General features: G+C 63.6%; 15 protein-coding genes. 3 read left to right on the forward strand and 12 right to left on the reverse strand.

Annotated features, from left to right (window positions below; genetic code table 11):
- Positions 1 to 30: 30 nt before the first annotated feature.
- Positions 31 to 972 carry a DMT family transporter gene (locus H7X45_RS01635; RefSeq protein WP_246449562.1) on the forward strand — a complete coding sequence of 314 codons (942 nt, stop codon included), beginning with the start codon at positions 31 to 33 and terminating at the stop codon, positions 970 to 972.
- Here H7X45_RS01635 and H7X45_RS01640 read toward each other — a convergent pair.
- From H7X45_RS01640 to H7X45_RS01670, 7 genes are all read right to left on the reverse strand, one after another.
- The gene (locus H7X45_RS01640) at positions 969 to 2474 is read right to left on the reverse strand and encodes an ArnT family glycosyltransferase (protein ID WP_187335839.1); all 1506 of its coding nucleotides are present in this window, start codon (positions 2472 to 2474) and stop codon (positions 969 to 971) included. The genes H7X45_RS01635 and H7X45_RS01640 overlap by 4 nt on opposite strands.
- Before the next feature lie 131 nt (positions 2475 to 2605).
- Complete coding sequence (locus H7X45_RS01645) at positions 2606 to 2869, reverse strand: ATP synthase F1 subunit epsilon (protein WP_187335840.1); 264 nt, start codon at positions 2867 to 2869, stop codon at positions 2606 to 2608.
- 24 nt (positions 2870 to 2893) lie between these two features.
- Positions 2894 to 3364 (reverse strand): hypothetical protein, encoded by a 471-nt coding sequence (locus H7X45_RS01650; RefSeq protein ID WP_187335841.1) that lies wholly within the window; start codon positions 3362 to 3364, stop codon positions 2894 to 2896.
- Positions 3365 to 3370: 6 nt separating this feature from the next.
- Positions 3371 to 4837 (reverse strand): F0F1 ATP synthase subunit beta, encoded by a 1467-nt coding sequence (gene atpD, locus H7X45_RS01655; RefSeq protein ID WP_187335842.1) that lies wholly within the window; start codon positions 4835 to 4837, stop codon positions 3371 to 3373.
- Between the two features lie 22 nt (positions 4838 to 4859).
- Complete coding sequence (locus H7X45_RS01660) at positions 4860 to 5753, reverse strand: F0F1 ATP synthase subunit gamma (protein WP_187335843.1); 894 nt, start codon at positions 5751 to 5753, stop codon at positions 4860 to 4862.
- Positions 5754 to 5851: 98 nt separating this feature from the next.
- The gene (atpA, locus tag H7X45_RS01665; RefSeq protein WP_187335844.1) at positions 5852 to 7381 is read right to left on the reverse strand and encodes a F0F1 ATP synthase subunit alpha; all 1530 of its coding nucleotides are present in this window, start codon (positions 7379 to 7381) and stop codon (positions 5852 to 5854) included.
- A gap of 12 nt (positions 7382 to 7393) precedes the next feature.
- The gene (locus H7X45_RS01670; protein WP_187335845.1) at positions 7394 to 7948 is read right to left on the reverse strand and encodes a F0F1 ATP synthase subunit delta; all 555 of its coding nucleotides are present in this window, start codon (positions 7946 to 7948) and stop codon (positions 7394 to 7396) included.
- Between the two features lie 255 nt (positions 7949 to 8203).
- On the opposite strand from H7X45_RS01670, the gene H7X45_RS01675 reads away from it, so the two are divergent.
- Positions 8204 to 9241: a bifunctional transcriptional activator/DNA repair enzyme AdaA gene (locus tag H7X45_RS01675; protein ID WP_187336930.1), complete on the forward strand. Its 1038-nt coding sequence runs from the start codon at positions 8204 to 8206 to the stop codon at positions 9239 to 9241.
- Here H7X45_RS01675 and H7X45_RS01680 read toward each other — a convergent pair.
- The 3 genes from H7X45_RS01680 to H7X45_RS01690 all read right to left on the reverse strand — a co-directional run bounded on the left by H7X45_RS01680 (position 9238) and on the right by H7X45_RS01690 (position 14563).
- Positions 9238 to 10773, reverse strand: a complete 1536-nt coding sequence (locus H7X45_RS01680) for a S1C family serine protease (protein ID WP_187335846.1) — start codon at positions 10771 to 10773, stop codon at positions 9238 to 9240. The genes H7X45_RS01675 and H7X45_RS01680 overlap by 4 nt on opposite strands.
- A gap of 70 nt (positions 10774 to 10843) precedes the next feature.
- A complete protein-coding gene (locus H7X45_RS01685) occupies positions 10844 to 13009 on the reverse strand; it encodes a primosomal protein N' (RefSeq protein WP_187335847.1) in 2166 nt (721 codons plus the stop codon).
- Positions 13010 to 13204: 195 nt separating this feature from the next.
- Positions 13205 to 14563, reverse strand: coding sequence for a GntP family permease (locus H7X45_RS01690; RefSeq protein ID WP_187335848.1), 1359 nt, complete (start codon positions 14561 to 14563; stop codon positions 13205 to 13207).
- Positions 14564 to 14739: 176 nt separating this feature from the next.
- Here H7X45_RS01690 and H7X45_RS01695 point away from each other — a divergent pair, with 176 nt between their 5' ends.
- The gene (locus tag H7X45_RS01695) at positions 14740 to 15036 is read left to right on the forward strand and encodes a glycine zipper domain-containing protein (RefSeq protein ID WP_246449563.1); all 297 of its coding nucleotides are present in this window, start codon (positions 14740 to 14742) and stop codon (positions 15034 to 15036) included.
- 88 nt (positions 15037 to 15124) lie between these two features.
- Here the strand turns inward: H7X45_RS01695 and H7X45_RS01700 are convergent, their stop codons facing one another.
- Positions 15125 to 15598, reverse strand: coding sequence for a vgr related protein (locus H7X45_RS01700; RefSeq protein ID WP_187335849.1), 474 nt, complete (start codon positions 15596 to 15598; stop codon positions 15125 to 15127).
- 10 nt (positions 15599 to 15608) lie between these two features.
- Entirely contained in the window at positions 15609 to 16184 is a 576-nt protein-coding gene (locus tag H7X45_RS01705) for a copper chaperone PCu(A)C (RefSeq protein ID WP_187335850.1), read from the reverse strand.
- Positions 16185 to 16225: the final 41 nt, after the last annotated feature.

The following is a 16225-nucleotide window of genomic DNA, read 5'->3' on the forward strand; positions in this document are numbered from 1 at the left end:
TCGATCCGCGCGTTCTAAAGCGCCGCGGTCATGACATCAGGATCATCCGGAAACCGCGACGATGCGCGCGCAGGCATGCTGTTCGCGCTCGTCGGATTCGCGAGTCTTTCGATCGGCGACGGGATAATCAAGTCGATCGCCGGCGAATGGCCGGGGACGGCAGTGGCCGCGCTGCGTTACAGCTTCGGTGCGATCGGTCTCGCGACAATTCTTTTCTTGAAGGAAGGGCGCGCAGGATTTCGACTGCCAATGTGGAAGGCGCAGGTCGCGCGCGGCTTCTTCGTCGCGATGGCAACGGTCTGCTTCTTCTCCGCCATCTTCCTCATGCCGCTGGCCGAAGCGACAGCAATTCAGTTCACCAGCCCCATGCTGACGGGCCTGCTTTCCGCCCTGTTGCTGAAGGAACGGGCTTCGAAACGGATCTGGATTGCCACTGTGGTGGCCTTTGCCGGCGTGCTGGTGGTGCTACGCCCCAATATCGCGCTGCTTGGCTGGGCGGCGCTGCTACCGCTCGGATCGGCCTTGGGCATGGCCTTCCTGATGATTTTTAACCGGAAGGTTTCAAACAGCGGTTCGGGTTTGTTGATGCAAGTGCTGGTGGCGGGGTTTGCCGCACCGTTCCTGATCCTGGCGGCCACCATCGGCCATTTCAGCGGCTTCGCGCCGCTGCAGGTCGGCTGGCCCGAAACGAGCGTGATCGCGCGCTGCGCCTTTGTCGCCGTGACGGCCAGCACCGCTCACTGGATCGTCTATACTGCGACCACCAAGGCTTCTGCGGCGACAATCGCGCCGATGGTGTATGTGCAGCTCATCATGGCGCTGGGCATCGGGATGATCTTCTACGGCGATTTTCCCGATGCGGTTTCGATCGCGGGATCGGCGCTTATCGTGGCGGCCGGCCTGTGGCTCTGGCGCCAACGCCAGATCAAGCCGCGCCGCGAAGTCCCGCCGATGGAAGGGACGCCGGATTAGCGTTGGGCGTCGATGAGATCGCGCCGGACATTCACCGCGTAGCGTCGGTTCGGTCGTCCGAAAGAGGCCGTGACGACATAATTGCGGTCGATGAGATCATCGAGCGCTTGGCGATTGATCTCATCGACCACGGGCGTGAACGCGGCTGACGAGGTAAGTATGATGCCGGGGCTACTGGCGATCACCTTGCGCATCTCAGCATGCGTATCGACGCCCACGGCATCGATTTCGGTCGCGTCGGTCAGGTGAAAGGGAAACAGGGTACGCCAAGGTGCGTGGGCTCCGGTTTCCAAATAGAGTATCATGGGCGCGTCGTCGATGTACAATGTTGCGCCGCGATCGGTGTAAGGTTTAATCTCCCTCGTCATTGCCGACACAAGTTCACGGCTTTCCGCCTTCGGCACGTTACGAAGATTGGCGATAAGCAGAGCCCAAACGATCAGCACGAGAAAGGCGATTGCGCCATATTTCGGCTGATCAAACAGCATGGCGAGGATGAGGCAGGCAGGGACGAGGACTGGCAGCGCGTAGTGATCAAAATAGTTTCCGATCAAAGCAAAGCCTAAAACTGCCGCGACCAGCCAGCCCGCCAGAAAGCCACGCATCATTTTTTTGTCGGGATGTCTCGTGAATATGGCTACCGCGGCAGGCAGACAGATCATCACAGGTAGCAGAACTAACGAAAGCAGTCGAAGATTGTTGGAGATCTCATAACCCGGCTGCGGCAGGCGGTCGAACACCGAAAAGAAGTTTGCGTACACGAAAGCGTCGAGATGTCCGATTGCTGCGTAAAAGATAAGTGCTGCGGCAGTAGGCGCTAGCGCGAGTGCAATCATGATGACGGCCAGCCTGGTAATCCGCACCTGTGACGTACCTTTCCGGTATATGGTCCAAATTATCGCGAGGCCGAAAAATACTCCTTCGATGACTGCGGTGTATTTGATTTGAAGGGTGAGGCCGCAGACAATCATTGCGCCAAAGGCCCAGCGAGAACTGCGCCCGAAGTGATGCTCTTCCGACGAGCGTATTGTCATCCAACCTGCAGCGGCTGTTAGCGCGTTGTAGAAAACAGGTGACTGACCACCAGAGCCACCGAGTGTTGCTAGCCACGCAACATAGACGATTGCGCCAGCCAGCGCAGCGGCGTGACCGACATAACGTCGCGAGATCAACAGGATGAACCAGCTGGTGGCGATTGCGAAAAGCGCGGCGACTAACTGATAGGCCACAACCGCATCGCCGCCTAGAAGGCGCATACCGGCGAATAGCAGGAAGAGGCCGATGGGTTTGCGATCCCAAACATCGACGTAGGGAATCTGTCCACTAAGAAGTCGATCACCAACGACGAGATAGAACTCCTCGTCGATGAATATATCGGGAAAGCCGATGTACGGAAAGCGCAGCAAAAGCACGAACAATGTGAGCACGCCAAATAGGCGCAGCTCATGCCAGTCAGTCGCTGCCAGCGGGCGCGGCTCCCGATAACCGGTCGCGGTCAGCATAGGCGTCCGCCCAAAACGGCAACCGGTTGAATAACAATGTTCGGCATGACCGCTGCACCCCCAATTGGGCACGGAAATGCGGCACTATGGATAAATTTCGGTTAAAATGCCGCATTGCGGCAGTGAAGGACTTATTCGCCCGCCTTCTCCGCAAGTACCGTCAGACCCTTGTCGTTCACTTCGGCAAAACCACCTTCGATGCGGATCTTTTCCGGGGCGGCGCCTTCGGATTTATAGATCGAGAGATCGCCGTCGCGGACTGTGGACATTAAGGGCGAGTGGCCGGCGAGGACGCCGAAATCGCCCTCGGCGCCGGGGACCACGACCATGTGCACATCGTCGGAGCGCACCAGCTTCTCAGGCGTCACGAGTTCGAAATGGAGGGTGCTGGCCATGGTTCAGTCTTCCGCGTGGTGGATTTAAGCGTCTGCCGGGCTGATATCGCCGCGCGGCTGCCCGTCCAAGTTAAAAAACAGGATGGCGGTGATCATGCCGCCGATGAAGTAGCCTGCCATCCAGAGAACGTCCGACCAGACATCGTGATAGCGAACCGTCTGCCCCGCCGCGAACTGCATGAAGGCGATGGCCACCATCGAGATCAGGAAGGGTATGAGCAGCCCGCGGCGTCCGCGCAGCATCAGCACCATCGATCCGAAATTTACTGCCACGAACGGAAAAGCGATGGCATAAAGCCACCAACCCGTGGATGGCTGGTTGAAGACCGCTGCCGCGAGATCGGCAAAGCCTGCATCGAACAATCGCCAGCTTTCGATCCGATAGTGGTGAATCTCGAAAGCGGAGATGAGCAGGAAGTCCGCAATCCCCAGCCAAAGCAGCCGTTTCAGCCAGATGTCGGCGCGCCGATCGTTTGTCGATGAGCGCGCCGCCATGAGCGATCAGGCCTCTTCGGCGAGCTTCTTGCCCTTTTCAATCGCCTCTTCGATGCCGCCGACCATGTAGAAGGCGCTTTCGGGCAGATGGTCATATTCGCCGTCGACCACCGCCTTGAAGCTCTTGATGGTATCTTCGAGCTGCACGAACTTGCCCGGGATGTTGGTGAACACCTCGGCCACGTGGAAGGGCTGCGAGAGGAAGCGCTGGATCTTGCGCGCGCGGGCCACCGTCAGCTTATCCTCTTCGGACAGTTCGTCCATGCCGAGGATGGCGATAATGTCCTGCAGGCTCTTATACTTCTGCAGCGTTTCCTGGACGGCGCGAGCGGTCTCGTAATGCTCCTGGCCCACGACGCGCGGTTCGAGCACGCGGCTGGTGGAATCGAGCGGATCGACCGCGGGATAGATACCGAGCTCGGAGATCGCGCGGTTGAGCACGGTCGTCGCGTCCAAGTGGGCGAAGGAGGTGGCCGGCGCCGGATCGGTCAAATCGTCCGCGGGCACGTAAATGGCCTGCACCGAGGTGATCGACCCCTTGTTGGTGGAGGTGATGCGCTCCTGCAGCTGGCCCATGTCGGTGGACAGGGTGGGCTGATAGCCCACGGCCGAGGGAATGCGGCCGAGCAGCGCCGACACTTCCGAACCAGCCTGGGTAAAGCGGAAGATGTTGTCGACGAAGAACAGCACGTCCTGACCTTCCTGATCGCGGAAATACTCCGCGATGGTCAGGCCGGAGAGTGCCACGCGGGCACGCGCGCCCGGGGGCTCGTTCATCTGGCCGTAGACCAGCGCCACTTTGGAGCCTTCGGAAATCGCTTCGCCCGCCTCGTTCTTGGCGATGACGTTGGCGTCGAGGAACTCGTGATAGAGATCGTTACCCTCGCGGGTACGCTCGCCAACGCCGGCGAACACGGAGGTGCCGCCATGGCCCTTCGCGATGTTGTTGATCAGCTCCTGAATGAGCACGGTCTTGCCGACGCCCGCGCCGCCGAACAGGCCGATCTTACCGCCCTTCGCATAAGGGGCGAGAAGGTCGATCACCTTGATGCCGGTGACCAGAATGTCGCTCTCGGTCGACTGGTCGATGAATTCCGGCGCTTCGGCGTGGATCGGCGCGGTGGCCTTCGCGTTGATCGGCCCGCGCTCGTCGATCGGCTCGCCGACGACGTTCATGATGCGGCCGAGCGTTTCCGGGCCGACGGGCATGCGGATCTGCGATCCCGTGTCGGTCACATTCTGGCCGCGTGTAAGGCCATCGGTGCCGTCCATGGCGATGCAGCGCACGGTGTTCTCACCGAGATGCTGGGCGACTTCGAGCACGAGGCGCTTGCCGTTGTTATCGGTTTCGAGCGCGTTCAGGATCTCCGGCAGTTCGTTGTCGAACTGCACGTCGACGACGGCGCCGATCACCTGGCTGATGCGGCCAACATTGTTGGTCGTCGCGGGTTTCTCTTGAAGCTGGGTAGCCATATCCGGTCCTATCTGCCTGGCGTTACAGCGCTTCTGCGCCAGAAATAATTTCAACGAGTTCGGTAGTGATCGCTGCCTGACGGCTGCGATTATACTGGATGGTGAGGTTGTCGATCAACTCGCCCGCATTACGCGTCGCATTGTCCATCGCGGTCATCGAGGCGCCCTGTTCGGAAGCCATGTTTTCCAGAAGCGCGGTGAAGATCTGCGTCGTCAGGTTCTTCGGCAGCAGATCGGCAAGGATCGCTTCCTCATCCGGCTCATATTCCACCGAAGCCGACGGAGCATTATCTGCGGCCTCCCGGGCGGCGGCGCTCTCGTCAATCTTCACCGGGATGATCTGCTGGCGGGTCGGCTCCTGCGTCAGCGCGGACCTGAACTTGGAATAGAACAGATGCGCGACGTCGAAGGTGCCGGCTTCCAACATATCGGTGAGGTCCTGCGAAATCTCACGCGCCTCGTCGAAGCCGGGTTCCTTCACCTCGGTCGTGTCGTAATATTTCTCGGTCTGGCCGGGGTGGAAGCGGTTGATCGCGCTGCGGCCCTTGCGACCGGCGAGATAGAAAATAACGGTCTTGCCGTCCTTTTCCAGCTGGCGAGCATAATTGCGCGCTTCCTTCACGATGTTCGCGTTGAACGCGCCCGCAAGACCGCGGTCGGATGTCAGGACAACCAGCAGGTGCACCTGATCCTTGCCCGTGCCGATAAGCAGCTTGGGCGAGCGGTTATTAGGCGTAATCCGCGAGGCGAGCGAGGAAACCACCGCCTCCATGCGCTCGGCATAGGGGCGTGCGGCCTCCGCCGCAGCCTGTGCCTTGCGCAGTTTCGCCGCGGCGACCATCTGCTTGGCCTTGGTGATCTTCTGGGTCGATTTGACCGAGGAGATGCGGCCTTTAAGTTCTTTGAGGCTTGCCATTTACCCTATCACCAATCCCGTAAATGCTGAGCTTGTCGAAGCATGACTCTCGTTGCAGAGGCGCCCTTCGACAGGCTCAGGGCTACGGTTCACGATCCTTAAGCGAAGCTCTTGCCAAAGCTGTCGAGCGCGTCCTTCAGCTTGCCCTTGACCTCATCACCGAGGTCCTTGGTCTCGCGGATAGTGTCCAGGATGTCCTGATGCTCGGCGCGCATGTAGCTGAGCAGCGAGCTTTCATAATAGGACACCTGATCCACATCGACGCTGTCGATATAGCCGTTGGTGCCGGCAAAGATCACCACCGTCTGCTCCTCGAAGGGGAGGGGGCTGAACTGCGGCTGCTTCAGCAGCTGCGTCAGGCGCGCGCCGCGGTTGAGGAGGCGCTGCGTCGAGGCATCGAGGTCCGAACCGAACTGCGCAAACGCTTCCATCTCGCGGTACTGGGCGAGCTCCAGCTTGATCGAGCCGGATACCTTTTTCATTGCCTTGGTCTGTGCGGCGCCGCCGACGCGGCTCACCGACAGGCCGACGTTGATGGCCGGACGGATGCCCTGATAGAACAGGTTCGTTTCAAGGAAGATCTGGCCGTCGGTGATCGAGATCACGTTGGTCGGGATGTAGGCGGACACGTCGCCGGCCTGCGTCTCGATGATCGGCAAAGCGGTGAGCGAACCGGCGCCATTGACCTCGTTCATCTTCGCCGCGCGCTCGAGAAGGCGGCTGTGGAGATAGAACACGTCGCCCGGATAGGCTTCGCGGCCCGGCGGGCGGCGCAGCAGCAGCGACATCTGGCGATAGGCGACGGCCTGCTTGGACAGATCGTCATACACGATCACGGCGTGCATGCCGTTGTCGCGGAAATATTCGCCCATCGTCACGCCGGTATAGGGCGCGAGATACTGCAGCGGGGCAGGCTCGGACGCGGTCGCGGCGACCACGATCGAATATTCCATCGCGCCATTCTCTTCGAGCTGGCGGACGATCTGCGCGACGGTGGAGCGCTTCTGGCCGATCGCGACGTAGATGCAGTAGAGCTTCTTGCTCTCGTCATCGCCCGCATTGGCGTGCTTCTGGTTGATGAAGGTGTCGATCGCGACGGCGGACTTGCCGGTCTGACGGTCACCGATAATCAGCTCACGCTGGCCGCGGCCGACGGGAACCAGCGCATCGATGGCCTTGAGGCCGGTCTGCACGGGCTCGTGCACCGACTTGCGCGGGATGATGCCAGGCGCCTTCTGTTCCACGCGCATGCGCTTTTCGGCCTGGATCGGGCCCTTGCCGTCGATCGGGTTGCCGAGGCCGTCGACCACGCGGCCGAGCAGGCCCTTGCCCACCGGAACGTCCACGATGGTGCCGGTCCGCTTGACCTGATCGCCTTCCTTGATGTGCGTATCGGACCCGAAGATCACGACGCCGACATTGTCGGCTTCAAGGTTCAGCGCCATGCCCTGGATATTACCGGGAAATTCCACCATCTCACCGGCCTGCACCTGGTCGAGGCCGTGAACGCGGGCGATACCGTCACCGACGGACAGCACGGTGCCCACTTCGGAGACTTCGGCTTCGTTACCGAAATTGGCGATCTGGTCCTTGATGACCTTCGAGATTTCTGCGGCGCGGATGTCCATGGATTTAGCCTTTTAGCCTTTCATCGCACTGGCGAGCGTGTTGAGACGGGTCTTGATACTGCTGTCGATCATGCGGCTGCCGATCTTGACGACCAGGCCGCCCAGAATCGACGGATCGATACGGGACTGAATGTTGACGTCGCGGCCGACGCGGGTGCGCAGCTGCTTGCGCAGCGCCTCCATCTGATCGTCGGTGAGCGCATGGGCGCTCACGACTTCGGCGGTCACTTCGCCGCGATGGGCGGCGACCAGCGTGTCGAAATCGCGTGCGACCTGCTTCAGCTTGGCAAGGCGGCGATTTTCCGACAGCACGCCGATAAAATTGCGCGTCAGCGGATCGACGCCGAGCTGATCGGCCACGGCAAGCGAGGCGCGCTCGGCCTGCTCGCGCGAAAATTCCGGGCTCGTCGTCACCGTCATGAACTCGGGAACCTCGTCGAGCGCCTGCTTGAGCGAGGCCAGAGAGCGCTCCACCGATTCGATCTGTCCGCGATCACGCGCCAGCTCGAACAGGGCGGTGGCGTAACGTCCTGCCAGGCTAGCCGAAATGCCGCTGGATGTCTCCACGCGCGAATGTCCTTCCACTTTAAGAATCTCCGCATGGTCATGAAAGACCATGGGGCACCGGGCCGGGGAGCCGGCCTGACGATCTTGGGGGCGCGGTTAGCATCGGCCTTCCCCCTTGGCAAGGTCAGGGGACGGCAATCGCGGCAAGGGATTACAATGCGATGGTCGAAAGATAGTGGAGCAGCGCCCCGGCTCCATGGTTCGAGCGCAAGTTTCGGGATGCCAAGCCATGGCGAACCCTTCACATTGCGTGCCATGACTTGCGGCGATTCGAACCTGGATGACGCAGCGGCCTGGGCGGCGGTGCAAAGGCGTGACCGGACGATGGACGGCCGTTTCGTCACCGGTGTGCATTCGACGGGAATATTTTGCCGCCCAAGCTGCGGCGCGAAAACCCCCGCGCGGCGCAATGTGCGCTTCTATGCGGATGGCACGGCGGCGCGCGAGGCCGGTTTGCGTCCGTGCAAACGATGCCTGCCGGATGACGTTGCGCGCGACGCGGCTGCCATTACGGCCGCGCTGGCGCAAATCCGGAGCGGGTGCGAATCGGTCTCACTCGCCGATCTTGCAGAAAGCACCGGCTATTCGCCCAGCCACTTTCAGCGCATTTTCAAGCGGCAGGTCGGGCTCTCCCCGGCAGCTTATGGCCGGGCGCTGCGGATGGAGCGGGCGCAGGATGCCTTGACGGCTTCGCGCAATGTGACCGGCGCGCTTTATGATGCGGGGTTCAACGCCCCGTCGCGATTCTACGAACAGGCCGGCGGGAGAATGGGCATGGCACCTTCGATCTGGAACGATGGCGGGCGCGGCGTGGCGCTGCGCTGGGCGGTGGTGGAGACTAGCCTCGGTGCCATGCTCGTCGCGGCGACCGACAAGGGCGTGTGCCGACTTTCCTTCGGTGAGGGACCAGAAGAGCTGGAACGGCGCTTCCCGAAAGCGGCGCTGGAGCAGGGCGGCGAGAGCTTCGTGGCGCTTCTGCAGAACGTCGTCGATGCAGTCGAGGAGCCGGGCGATTTCGCGCATATCCCGCTCGATGTGAAAGGCACTGCGTTTCAGGAGGCTTGCTGGGAGGCCCTGCGCGCCATTCCGCCCGGTGAGACGCGCAGCTATTCGGACATCGCCGCTGCGGCGGGCAATCCCAAGGCGCTGCGCGCCGCGGGGTCGGCGAATGCGAACAACCATGTCGCTGTCCTGATCCCCTGTCATCGCGTGATCCGCAGCGACGGATCGCTGGGCGGCTATGCTTATGGCCTGGACGTCAAACGCAAGCTGCTGGAGCGCGAACGCTCCTAACCCTCAGCCTTGCTACATTGGTAAACCAGCATTTCATTCGGTTGCGGCGGCAGCACCTGCTCGATCGCGCTCTGCATAGCGCGCAGCCGGGTCTGCGCGTCCGCGCCCGCATCGCAGCTCGGCACGTCATATTGCTGCCGCACCGAGCGCGCTTTGTTCATCGCGTCGAGCCCTAGAAGAAACCGTTCGACGCGATATTCGCCAGTCGCAGGATCGAAGCTGTTCTTCGAAACGCTGCTGTCGATATTGGGCACGAAGATACGGGTGTAGACGCTGCCGTCCTTGCCATATTGCGTGCGCCCGTTGACGCAGCCGTCCGCCTGCCAATCGAGCGGCACTTCGTTCCCGCCCGACACCGTCACCCGGCTTCGCTCGGGCTGCAAAGTGCACATCAGCTTGCCGTTTGGGGCGGCAGTAGAGCTAGTGGAGGCCTTCGGTGGCATGATCTTGGGCAGATCGATCCGGTCCTCGATGTCGCCCATGCTCGGCCGGGCGAGGTAGACCAGCACCGCGCCCAGCATCAGCGCTGCACCCGCCGCTGCGCCGCCAATGGCCGGATATTTCTGCCCGCGCGTAAAGAAGAGGCCGCCCGCGCCCGCGCCGATGACCGCCAGCGCCAGCAGCAGTCCGGCAATCGCCATTCCGTCCTCGCGCTCCGCGATCACTGACAGTTCCGCCTTGCGCCGCGCCGCTGCCTCGGCCTTGGCGCGCATTTCTGACGCCTGTCGCTCCTCGGCTGCGATCCGCGCCCGGACGGCCGCCTGGCGTTCTTCCTCGGCGGCGGTCAACTCGGCGACCGAGCGGCAGGGCGCGGCATTGGTCTGGAACTGGACGCCCGCCTTGCGCAGAAAGCCCATGATCTCGCGCGCCGAAACGGCGAAGAAAAACTCCGCATCATTGCCGTCGCTGACCGAGCCGAAGCTGTTGATGCCGATCACGCGCCCGCAGGCATCGACCAGCGGGCCGCCGCTATTGCCTGCCCCGATCGGTGCGGTGTGCAGGATGGTGTCGAACTGCTTGGCCGATCGCCCGCCCGATACGGTGCCGCGCGTTTTCACGGCGGCCTGCGGGCGGATAATATCTTCTACCTGCAGGCCCTGGGCCTGATCGACATTGCTGGGATAGCCGATGGCGATGGCGTCCATCCCATCGGACGGGGCGCCGGCATAGATGGTGTCCGGCGTCACCCGCGCTCCGTCCGCCAAGCGCAGCAGCGCCAGATCATTGCCCGGGCTGTAGGCGACCACCTTGGCCCCGTAACTCTTCGAACCCTCGGACGGCACAACGCCGATGACGATAGAGCCGTCACCCTGTGCAGGCTCCACCACATGCGCATTGGTCAGGATCAGATCGGGCGCCACCGCGACGCCTGATCCATGGCCGACATAAAAGACCTGCCCGCCATCGCGCGCCACCAGCACCACGCGCACCACACCGCGGCTGGCCGCCGTAATATCCGCCGGATCGGCGGCGGCGGGGGAGGGGGCAAGCGCAGCAAAGGCCAGCGCGATCAGAAGCAGGAATTGGCGCATGATGTCCTTCCGGGCGATGGGCGGCTTCCTATAGAATTGCGGGGGCTGCGCGCTCAAGAGCGGATGCTTCTCACAGAAAACTGTACGGATCGACGTCGACCGTGACGCGAACGCCGCGGGGCCAGTCTAGCTTGCCGAGCCATTCGCGCATCGCCTCTTGCAGCGGCGCGGAGCGGCGGGCGTGGACGAGGAGGCGCTGGCGGTGGCGGCCGCGTAGCATGGCGAGGGGCGCGGGGGCGGGGCCGTAGACGATGGCGTCTTCCATCTGCGGCGCGCTCGCCTTGATGATGCGCGCGGTTTCCGCCGCTTCGGCCTGATCCTCGGACGAGACGATGATTGCGGCGAGGCGACCGAAGGGCGGGGCCCCCGCCTGCCGCCGTGCCTCGGTCTCGGCATCGTAAAAGGCGTCGCGTTCGCCCGCGACCAGTGCCTCGATCACCGCGTGGCCGGGGCTGCGCGTCTGGATGACGACCTCGCCCGGCTTTTCGGCGCGGCCTGCCCGGCCTGCTACCTGCGCGATCTGCTGGAAGGTCCGCTCGGCGGCGCGCAGGTCTCCGCCTTCCAGGCCCAGATCGGCGTCTATCACGCCGACCAGCGTCAGATTGGGGAAGTGATATCCCTTCGTCACCAGCTGCGTGCCGACGATGATGTCGATCGCGCCCGCTTCCACGCGCGCCACGAATTCGGCGGCGTGGGCGGGGTTGGAGATGGTGTCCGACGTGGCGACCACCGTGCGCGCCTCGGGGAACAGCTTCTGCACTTCCTCGCAAATGCGCTCCACGCCGGGGCCGCAGGCGACGAGGCTGTCCGCTTCCCCGCATTCCGGGCATTTTTCGGGTATTTTCTCCAGATGCCCGCAATGGTGGCAGGCGAGGCGGCGCATCAGGCGATGCTCGACCATCCAGCTGGTGCAGTTGGGGCATTGGATGCGGTGCCCGCAATGGCGGCAGAGGGTGAGCGGCGCATAGCCGCGGCGGTTGAGGAACAGGAGAGACTGCTCGCCGCGTTCCAGCCGTTCCTCGATCGCACGGACCAGGCTCGGCGCGATCCAGTGGCCGCGCTCGGGCGGGTCTTCCAGCAGATCGAGCGCGTGAATATCCGGCATGCGCGCCGCGCCGTAGCGCGAGGGGATGACGAGCTGCTCGTAACGGCCGATTTCCGCCATGTGCCGCGATTCCAGCGCGGGTGTGGCCGAGGCCAAGACCACCGGCAGGCTTTCCATCAGGCCACGCATTACCGCGACGTCGCGCGCATGATAGCGCACGCCGTCTTCCTGCTTGAAGCTGGTCTCATGCGCCTCGTCCACGATGATGCAGGCGAGATCCGCGAAGGGCAGAAACAGAGCGGAGCGCGCGCCGACCACTACCTTGGCCTCACCGCTGGCGATCCCGCGCCAGGTTCGGCGGCGCTCGGTGGAGCGTAAGGAGCTGTGCCAGAGCGCAGGCTCGGCGCCGAAACGGGCGCGGAAACGTTTGAGAAAGGCTTGGGTGAGCGCGATTTCCGGCAGCAGGACGAGCGATTGGCGGCCCGAGCGCAGCGCCGCGGCCACGGCTTCGAAATAGACTTCCGTCTTGCCGGAGCCGGTGACGCCATCGAGCAGGATGGGGGCAAAGGCGCGGGTGTTCACGGCCTCGCGCAGACGCCGCGACGCGGCCTCCTGCTGCTCGGTCAAGTCGACCTGCGCGAAATCGGGATCGAGCGGGGGGAAGGGCGCATCGCCGCTTACTTCCACCGCCTCGAACGATCCCGCTTTTACGAGGCCGCGGATCACGGCATCGGTGACGCCCGCCTTGGCGGCGAGTTCGCGCACCAGGCCCTGTTCGCCTTCCAGCTTTTCCAGCGCCTGCTCCCGCTGCGCGGTCATGCGCGGCGGGGCGATGCCGGTGGCGCGATATTCGATCACGGTGCCGCCGGGGCCGAGCGCGCTGGAGCTGGGCAGGATCATGCGCAGCACCGCGGCGAGGGGCGCGAGATAATAGTCCGCCGTCCATTCGGCGAGGCGGCGCAATTCAGGCTTGATCGGCGGGGCGTCGAGGACGCCGAGGATGTTGCGCAGGCGGTTGTCGCCCACCTCCTCGACATCGAACTTCTCTTCCTCCCACACCACGCCGACGAGCTGGCGGGGGCCGAGCGGCACGGAGACGATCGAGCCGTGCTCGACATCCATCTCGCGCGGAATGCGGTAATCGAGCGGGCCGACGGCGGCCGTGCGCAGGAGGACGCGGGCGCGGTTCATGCGTGCTGCGCCATAATTATGGGAGGAGCGGTCTCGGAGGGCGATTTCGAAAGGTCACACATGGCGCGGGAACGGGGTCTCGCAATTTGGCCGAAGCGTGCCGCTTCATCGACGAACGGAGCGTCGGTTCGGGTCGGGGATCGGCTGGGCACGGGTTCAGTATAGGGTCGGCCGATCCGGTAGGACAGGGTGCCCTCAGAAAATCGTGAACAGGGCGATCGCCACAATGGTGCCGATGATCGGCACCAGCAGCGTCGTCATCGCCACCGCGGGATAGGCGCGGGCGTGCGTCTCGCCGCACACCGCGCGGATGGTGGTGACGACATAGCCATTGTGCGGCAGGCTATCGAGCGCGCCGCTGGCAATGGCGACGACGCGGTGGAGCTCGGCCGGATTGGCCCCCTCCGCCAGATAATGCGGTGCGATGAGCGGCAGCGCGATCGATTGGCCGCCGCTGGCGGAGCCGGTGAGCCCGGCGATGACGGTCACGGCGATGGCCGCGCCGATCAGCGGATCGCCAGGCAGCGACTGGACCGCGCCGAGCGCTTGCTGAAAGGCGGGGGTAAGCTGCGCCACCGTGCCGAAGCCCACCACCGCGCAGGTGTTGGTGATCGCCACCACCGCGCCCGTCGCCCCGATCGAGAAGGCGGTGGGCAGGCGCTCGCGCGATCGCAATCCGATTAGCGCGGCGACAATGATGCCGGAGCCGAGCGCGACCACTAGTGCCCATTTGCCAAGGCTTTCGGGGGGCAGGATATCGGAAAGAGCGCCGAGATATTCCGGATATTGAAAGATCAGGAAGACCGAGAAGACGGTGACGAGTGGCAGCAGCGCGGCCCACCAGCGCGGCAGCTCGGAAGGATCGCGCGTATCGTCGTCCACGCCTTTGCGCGGTTCGAAATGTTCGCCCTTCGCCACCGCGCGCGCGATCATGCGCGACAGCAGGAAATAGCCGAGGCTTGCCATCAGGATCGCGACGATCAGGCTGACGCCCGCGCCCGCCCAGGCGGTGGTGCCGAGATATTGCATCGGGATGAGGTTCTGGATTTCCGGGCTGCCCGCGCTGGTCATCGTAAAGGTGACCGATCCGAAGGCGAGCGCTCCGGGGATGAAGCGGTGCGGCAAATCGGCGCTGCGAAAAAGCTGCACGGCCAGCGGATAGACCGCGAAGGCGACGATAAAGACGCTGACGCCGCCATAGGTAAGGATGGCGGTGGCGAGGACCACGGCGGCGAGCGCGAAGCGGGGCCCCAGGGCTTTCGTGACGGCGTGCGCGATGCTGGCGGCGGCGCCGGTGCGGCCCATCACCTCCCCGAAGATCGCGCCGAGCAGGAAGATGAAAAACCAGTCCGCGAAGAAGCCGACGAAGCCGTCCATATAGCTGGTCGCGAAATTGGGTGCGCCCTCGGCGGCGAGCGGGGGCAGCCAAGCGATGCCCGACGTCAGCGCGACCACCGCGGCGGCGACGGGCCCGGCGATCAAAATATTCACGCCGCGGATCGTCATCCAGATGAGCAGCGCAAGGGCGCCGATGAGGCCGATGGCGCTGATCATGATAGACGTCTCCTCTCCTGGCGGACGCTCTGGCAGGGCGGGGAAGGTCGGTGCAACCGAAAATGCGAGCAACGGCGCTCTGCCATCACGCTCCGACCGATCGTTACGGAACCGACAGCCCGGACGTGGGTTCGCCAATCGTTACGCAATTTACCAACACGCCGGAGTATCGACTTATGTTCACCATCAAAAAAGCGCTTCTTCCCGCCGCCGTCGTCATGGCGATGCCGCTCGCGGGCTGTGCCGACAATTATCTCGCCGAGGGCGCGGGTGCAGGCGGCCTGCTGGGCGCCGGCGTTGCCGCCGCAACCGGCGGCGATATCGCCACCGGTGCAGCCGTGGGCGCCGCCGCCGGTGCCGCTGCCGGCTACTTCGTCGACAAGAACGACGGTTGTGACGGCTATGACCGCCGCGGTCGCCTCGACGACGATTGCTACGGCACTTACGGCTATCCGGCCCGCCGCCCCTACTGATCGGGCGAGCGAACCGACGCTTTTTAAAGGGGCGTGCTGCTACCCGCAGCGCGCCCTTTTCGATTCCGAAACGCGGCGGACGTCCGGTTCAGCCGCTGCGGAACGGCAGTATCCCGTCATATTGCGTCAACGGCGGGGCACCCGGCACCTTTTGTCCTGCGCGCAGCAGGAAGATGTGGCGCACGATCTCGGCCTGTTGTTCCAGGCCGTAGCGCTTCAGCGTCCAGCCCGGTTTCAGGCTGTAATCATAGCGGCAGAAGAGGTGGCGCTTGAGCGGCAAGCAGATGCCCTGCTGGTGCTGCCAGACATGCGTCATTTCATGGATGAAGAGGCCCTGCCGGTGTAGGGCGCTTTCGCAGAAATCGTCGCAGAACAGCGCCGCGCCGGGATGAAACCAGAGATGGCCGTCCGGCGCCATCGTCGTATTGCGGGGCTGAAATGGAAACCACTTGCGGTGATGGACGCGCACCGGATCATAGTCGATCGCATCGCCGAAGACCGAGCGGCAGAGCGCGCGCTCCCCATCCGTCAGCGGACGGCCGGAGGGATGGGGACCGAACAAGCCTTGCCGCTTATTGCGCCGCTGGGGTCTGCGTCTGCACCGGCCGCGGCGTGCCGTCCGGCGTCGGCAATGGCTGCGTGTCCGGCGTGGTGCTGCCCATGTCCATATTGCCGTGATCCATCGCATTCATTCCGCTGGCCGCCTTTCCGTCCATCTCCTGGATCGGCGCGGTTACCGCGATCCGCTCCCCATTGCCGAAGACGAAGGTGAAATCCATCTCGTGCAGGCGGCGGGCGGGCAGGTTCACGCCATAGACCATCACATGCTTGCCGCCGGGCTTGAATTCGACATCCGTCTTGGCGGGGATCGGCACGCGCAGGATAGGCTCCATCTTGGTGACGTTCGTCTGGGGATCGCGCACCGTTTCATGCATCGAAAGGCGCACCGCAGACGGGCTCAGCACGTCTTCCAGCGTGGTCGGTTCCGGCCCGCCGCTGACCGTGAAATAGAGCGCGCTGGGCGCCTGATCATTGGGGTTGAGCCGCACATAGGCATCGTTCACCGCGAGCACGGGCCCCTGTCCGCAGGAAGCGAGCGCCATCAGCGCGGCGAGGGGGGCAAAGGCGGTGACGGCGCGGCGCAGCATGGAAATATCCTTAGGGCAAATGGCATGTTTCGGGACGAGTG

The sequence above is a fragment of the Novosphingopyxis iocasae genome, from assembly GCF_014334095.1.
In the GTDB taxonomy this organism is placed as follows: domain Bacteria; phylum Pseudomonadota; class Alphaproteobacteria; order Sphingomonadales; family Sphingomonadaceae; genus Novosphingopyxis; species Novosphingopyxis iocasae.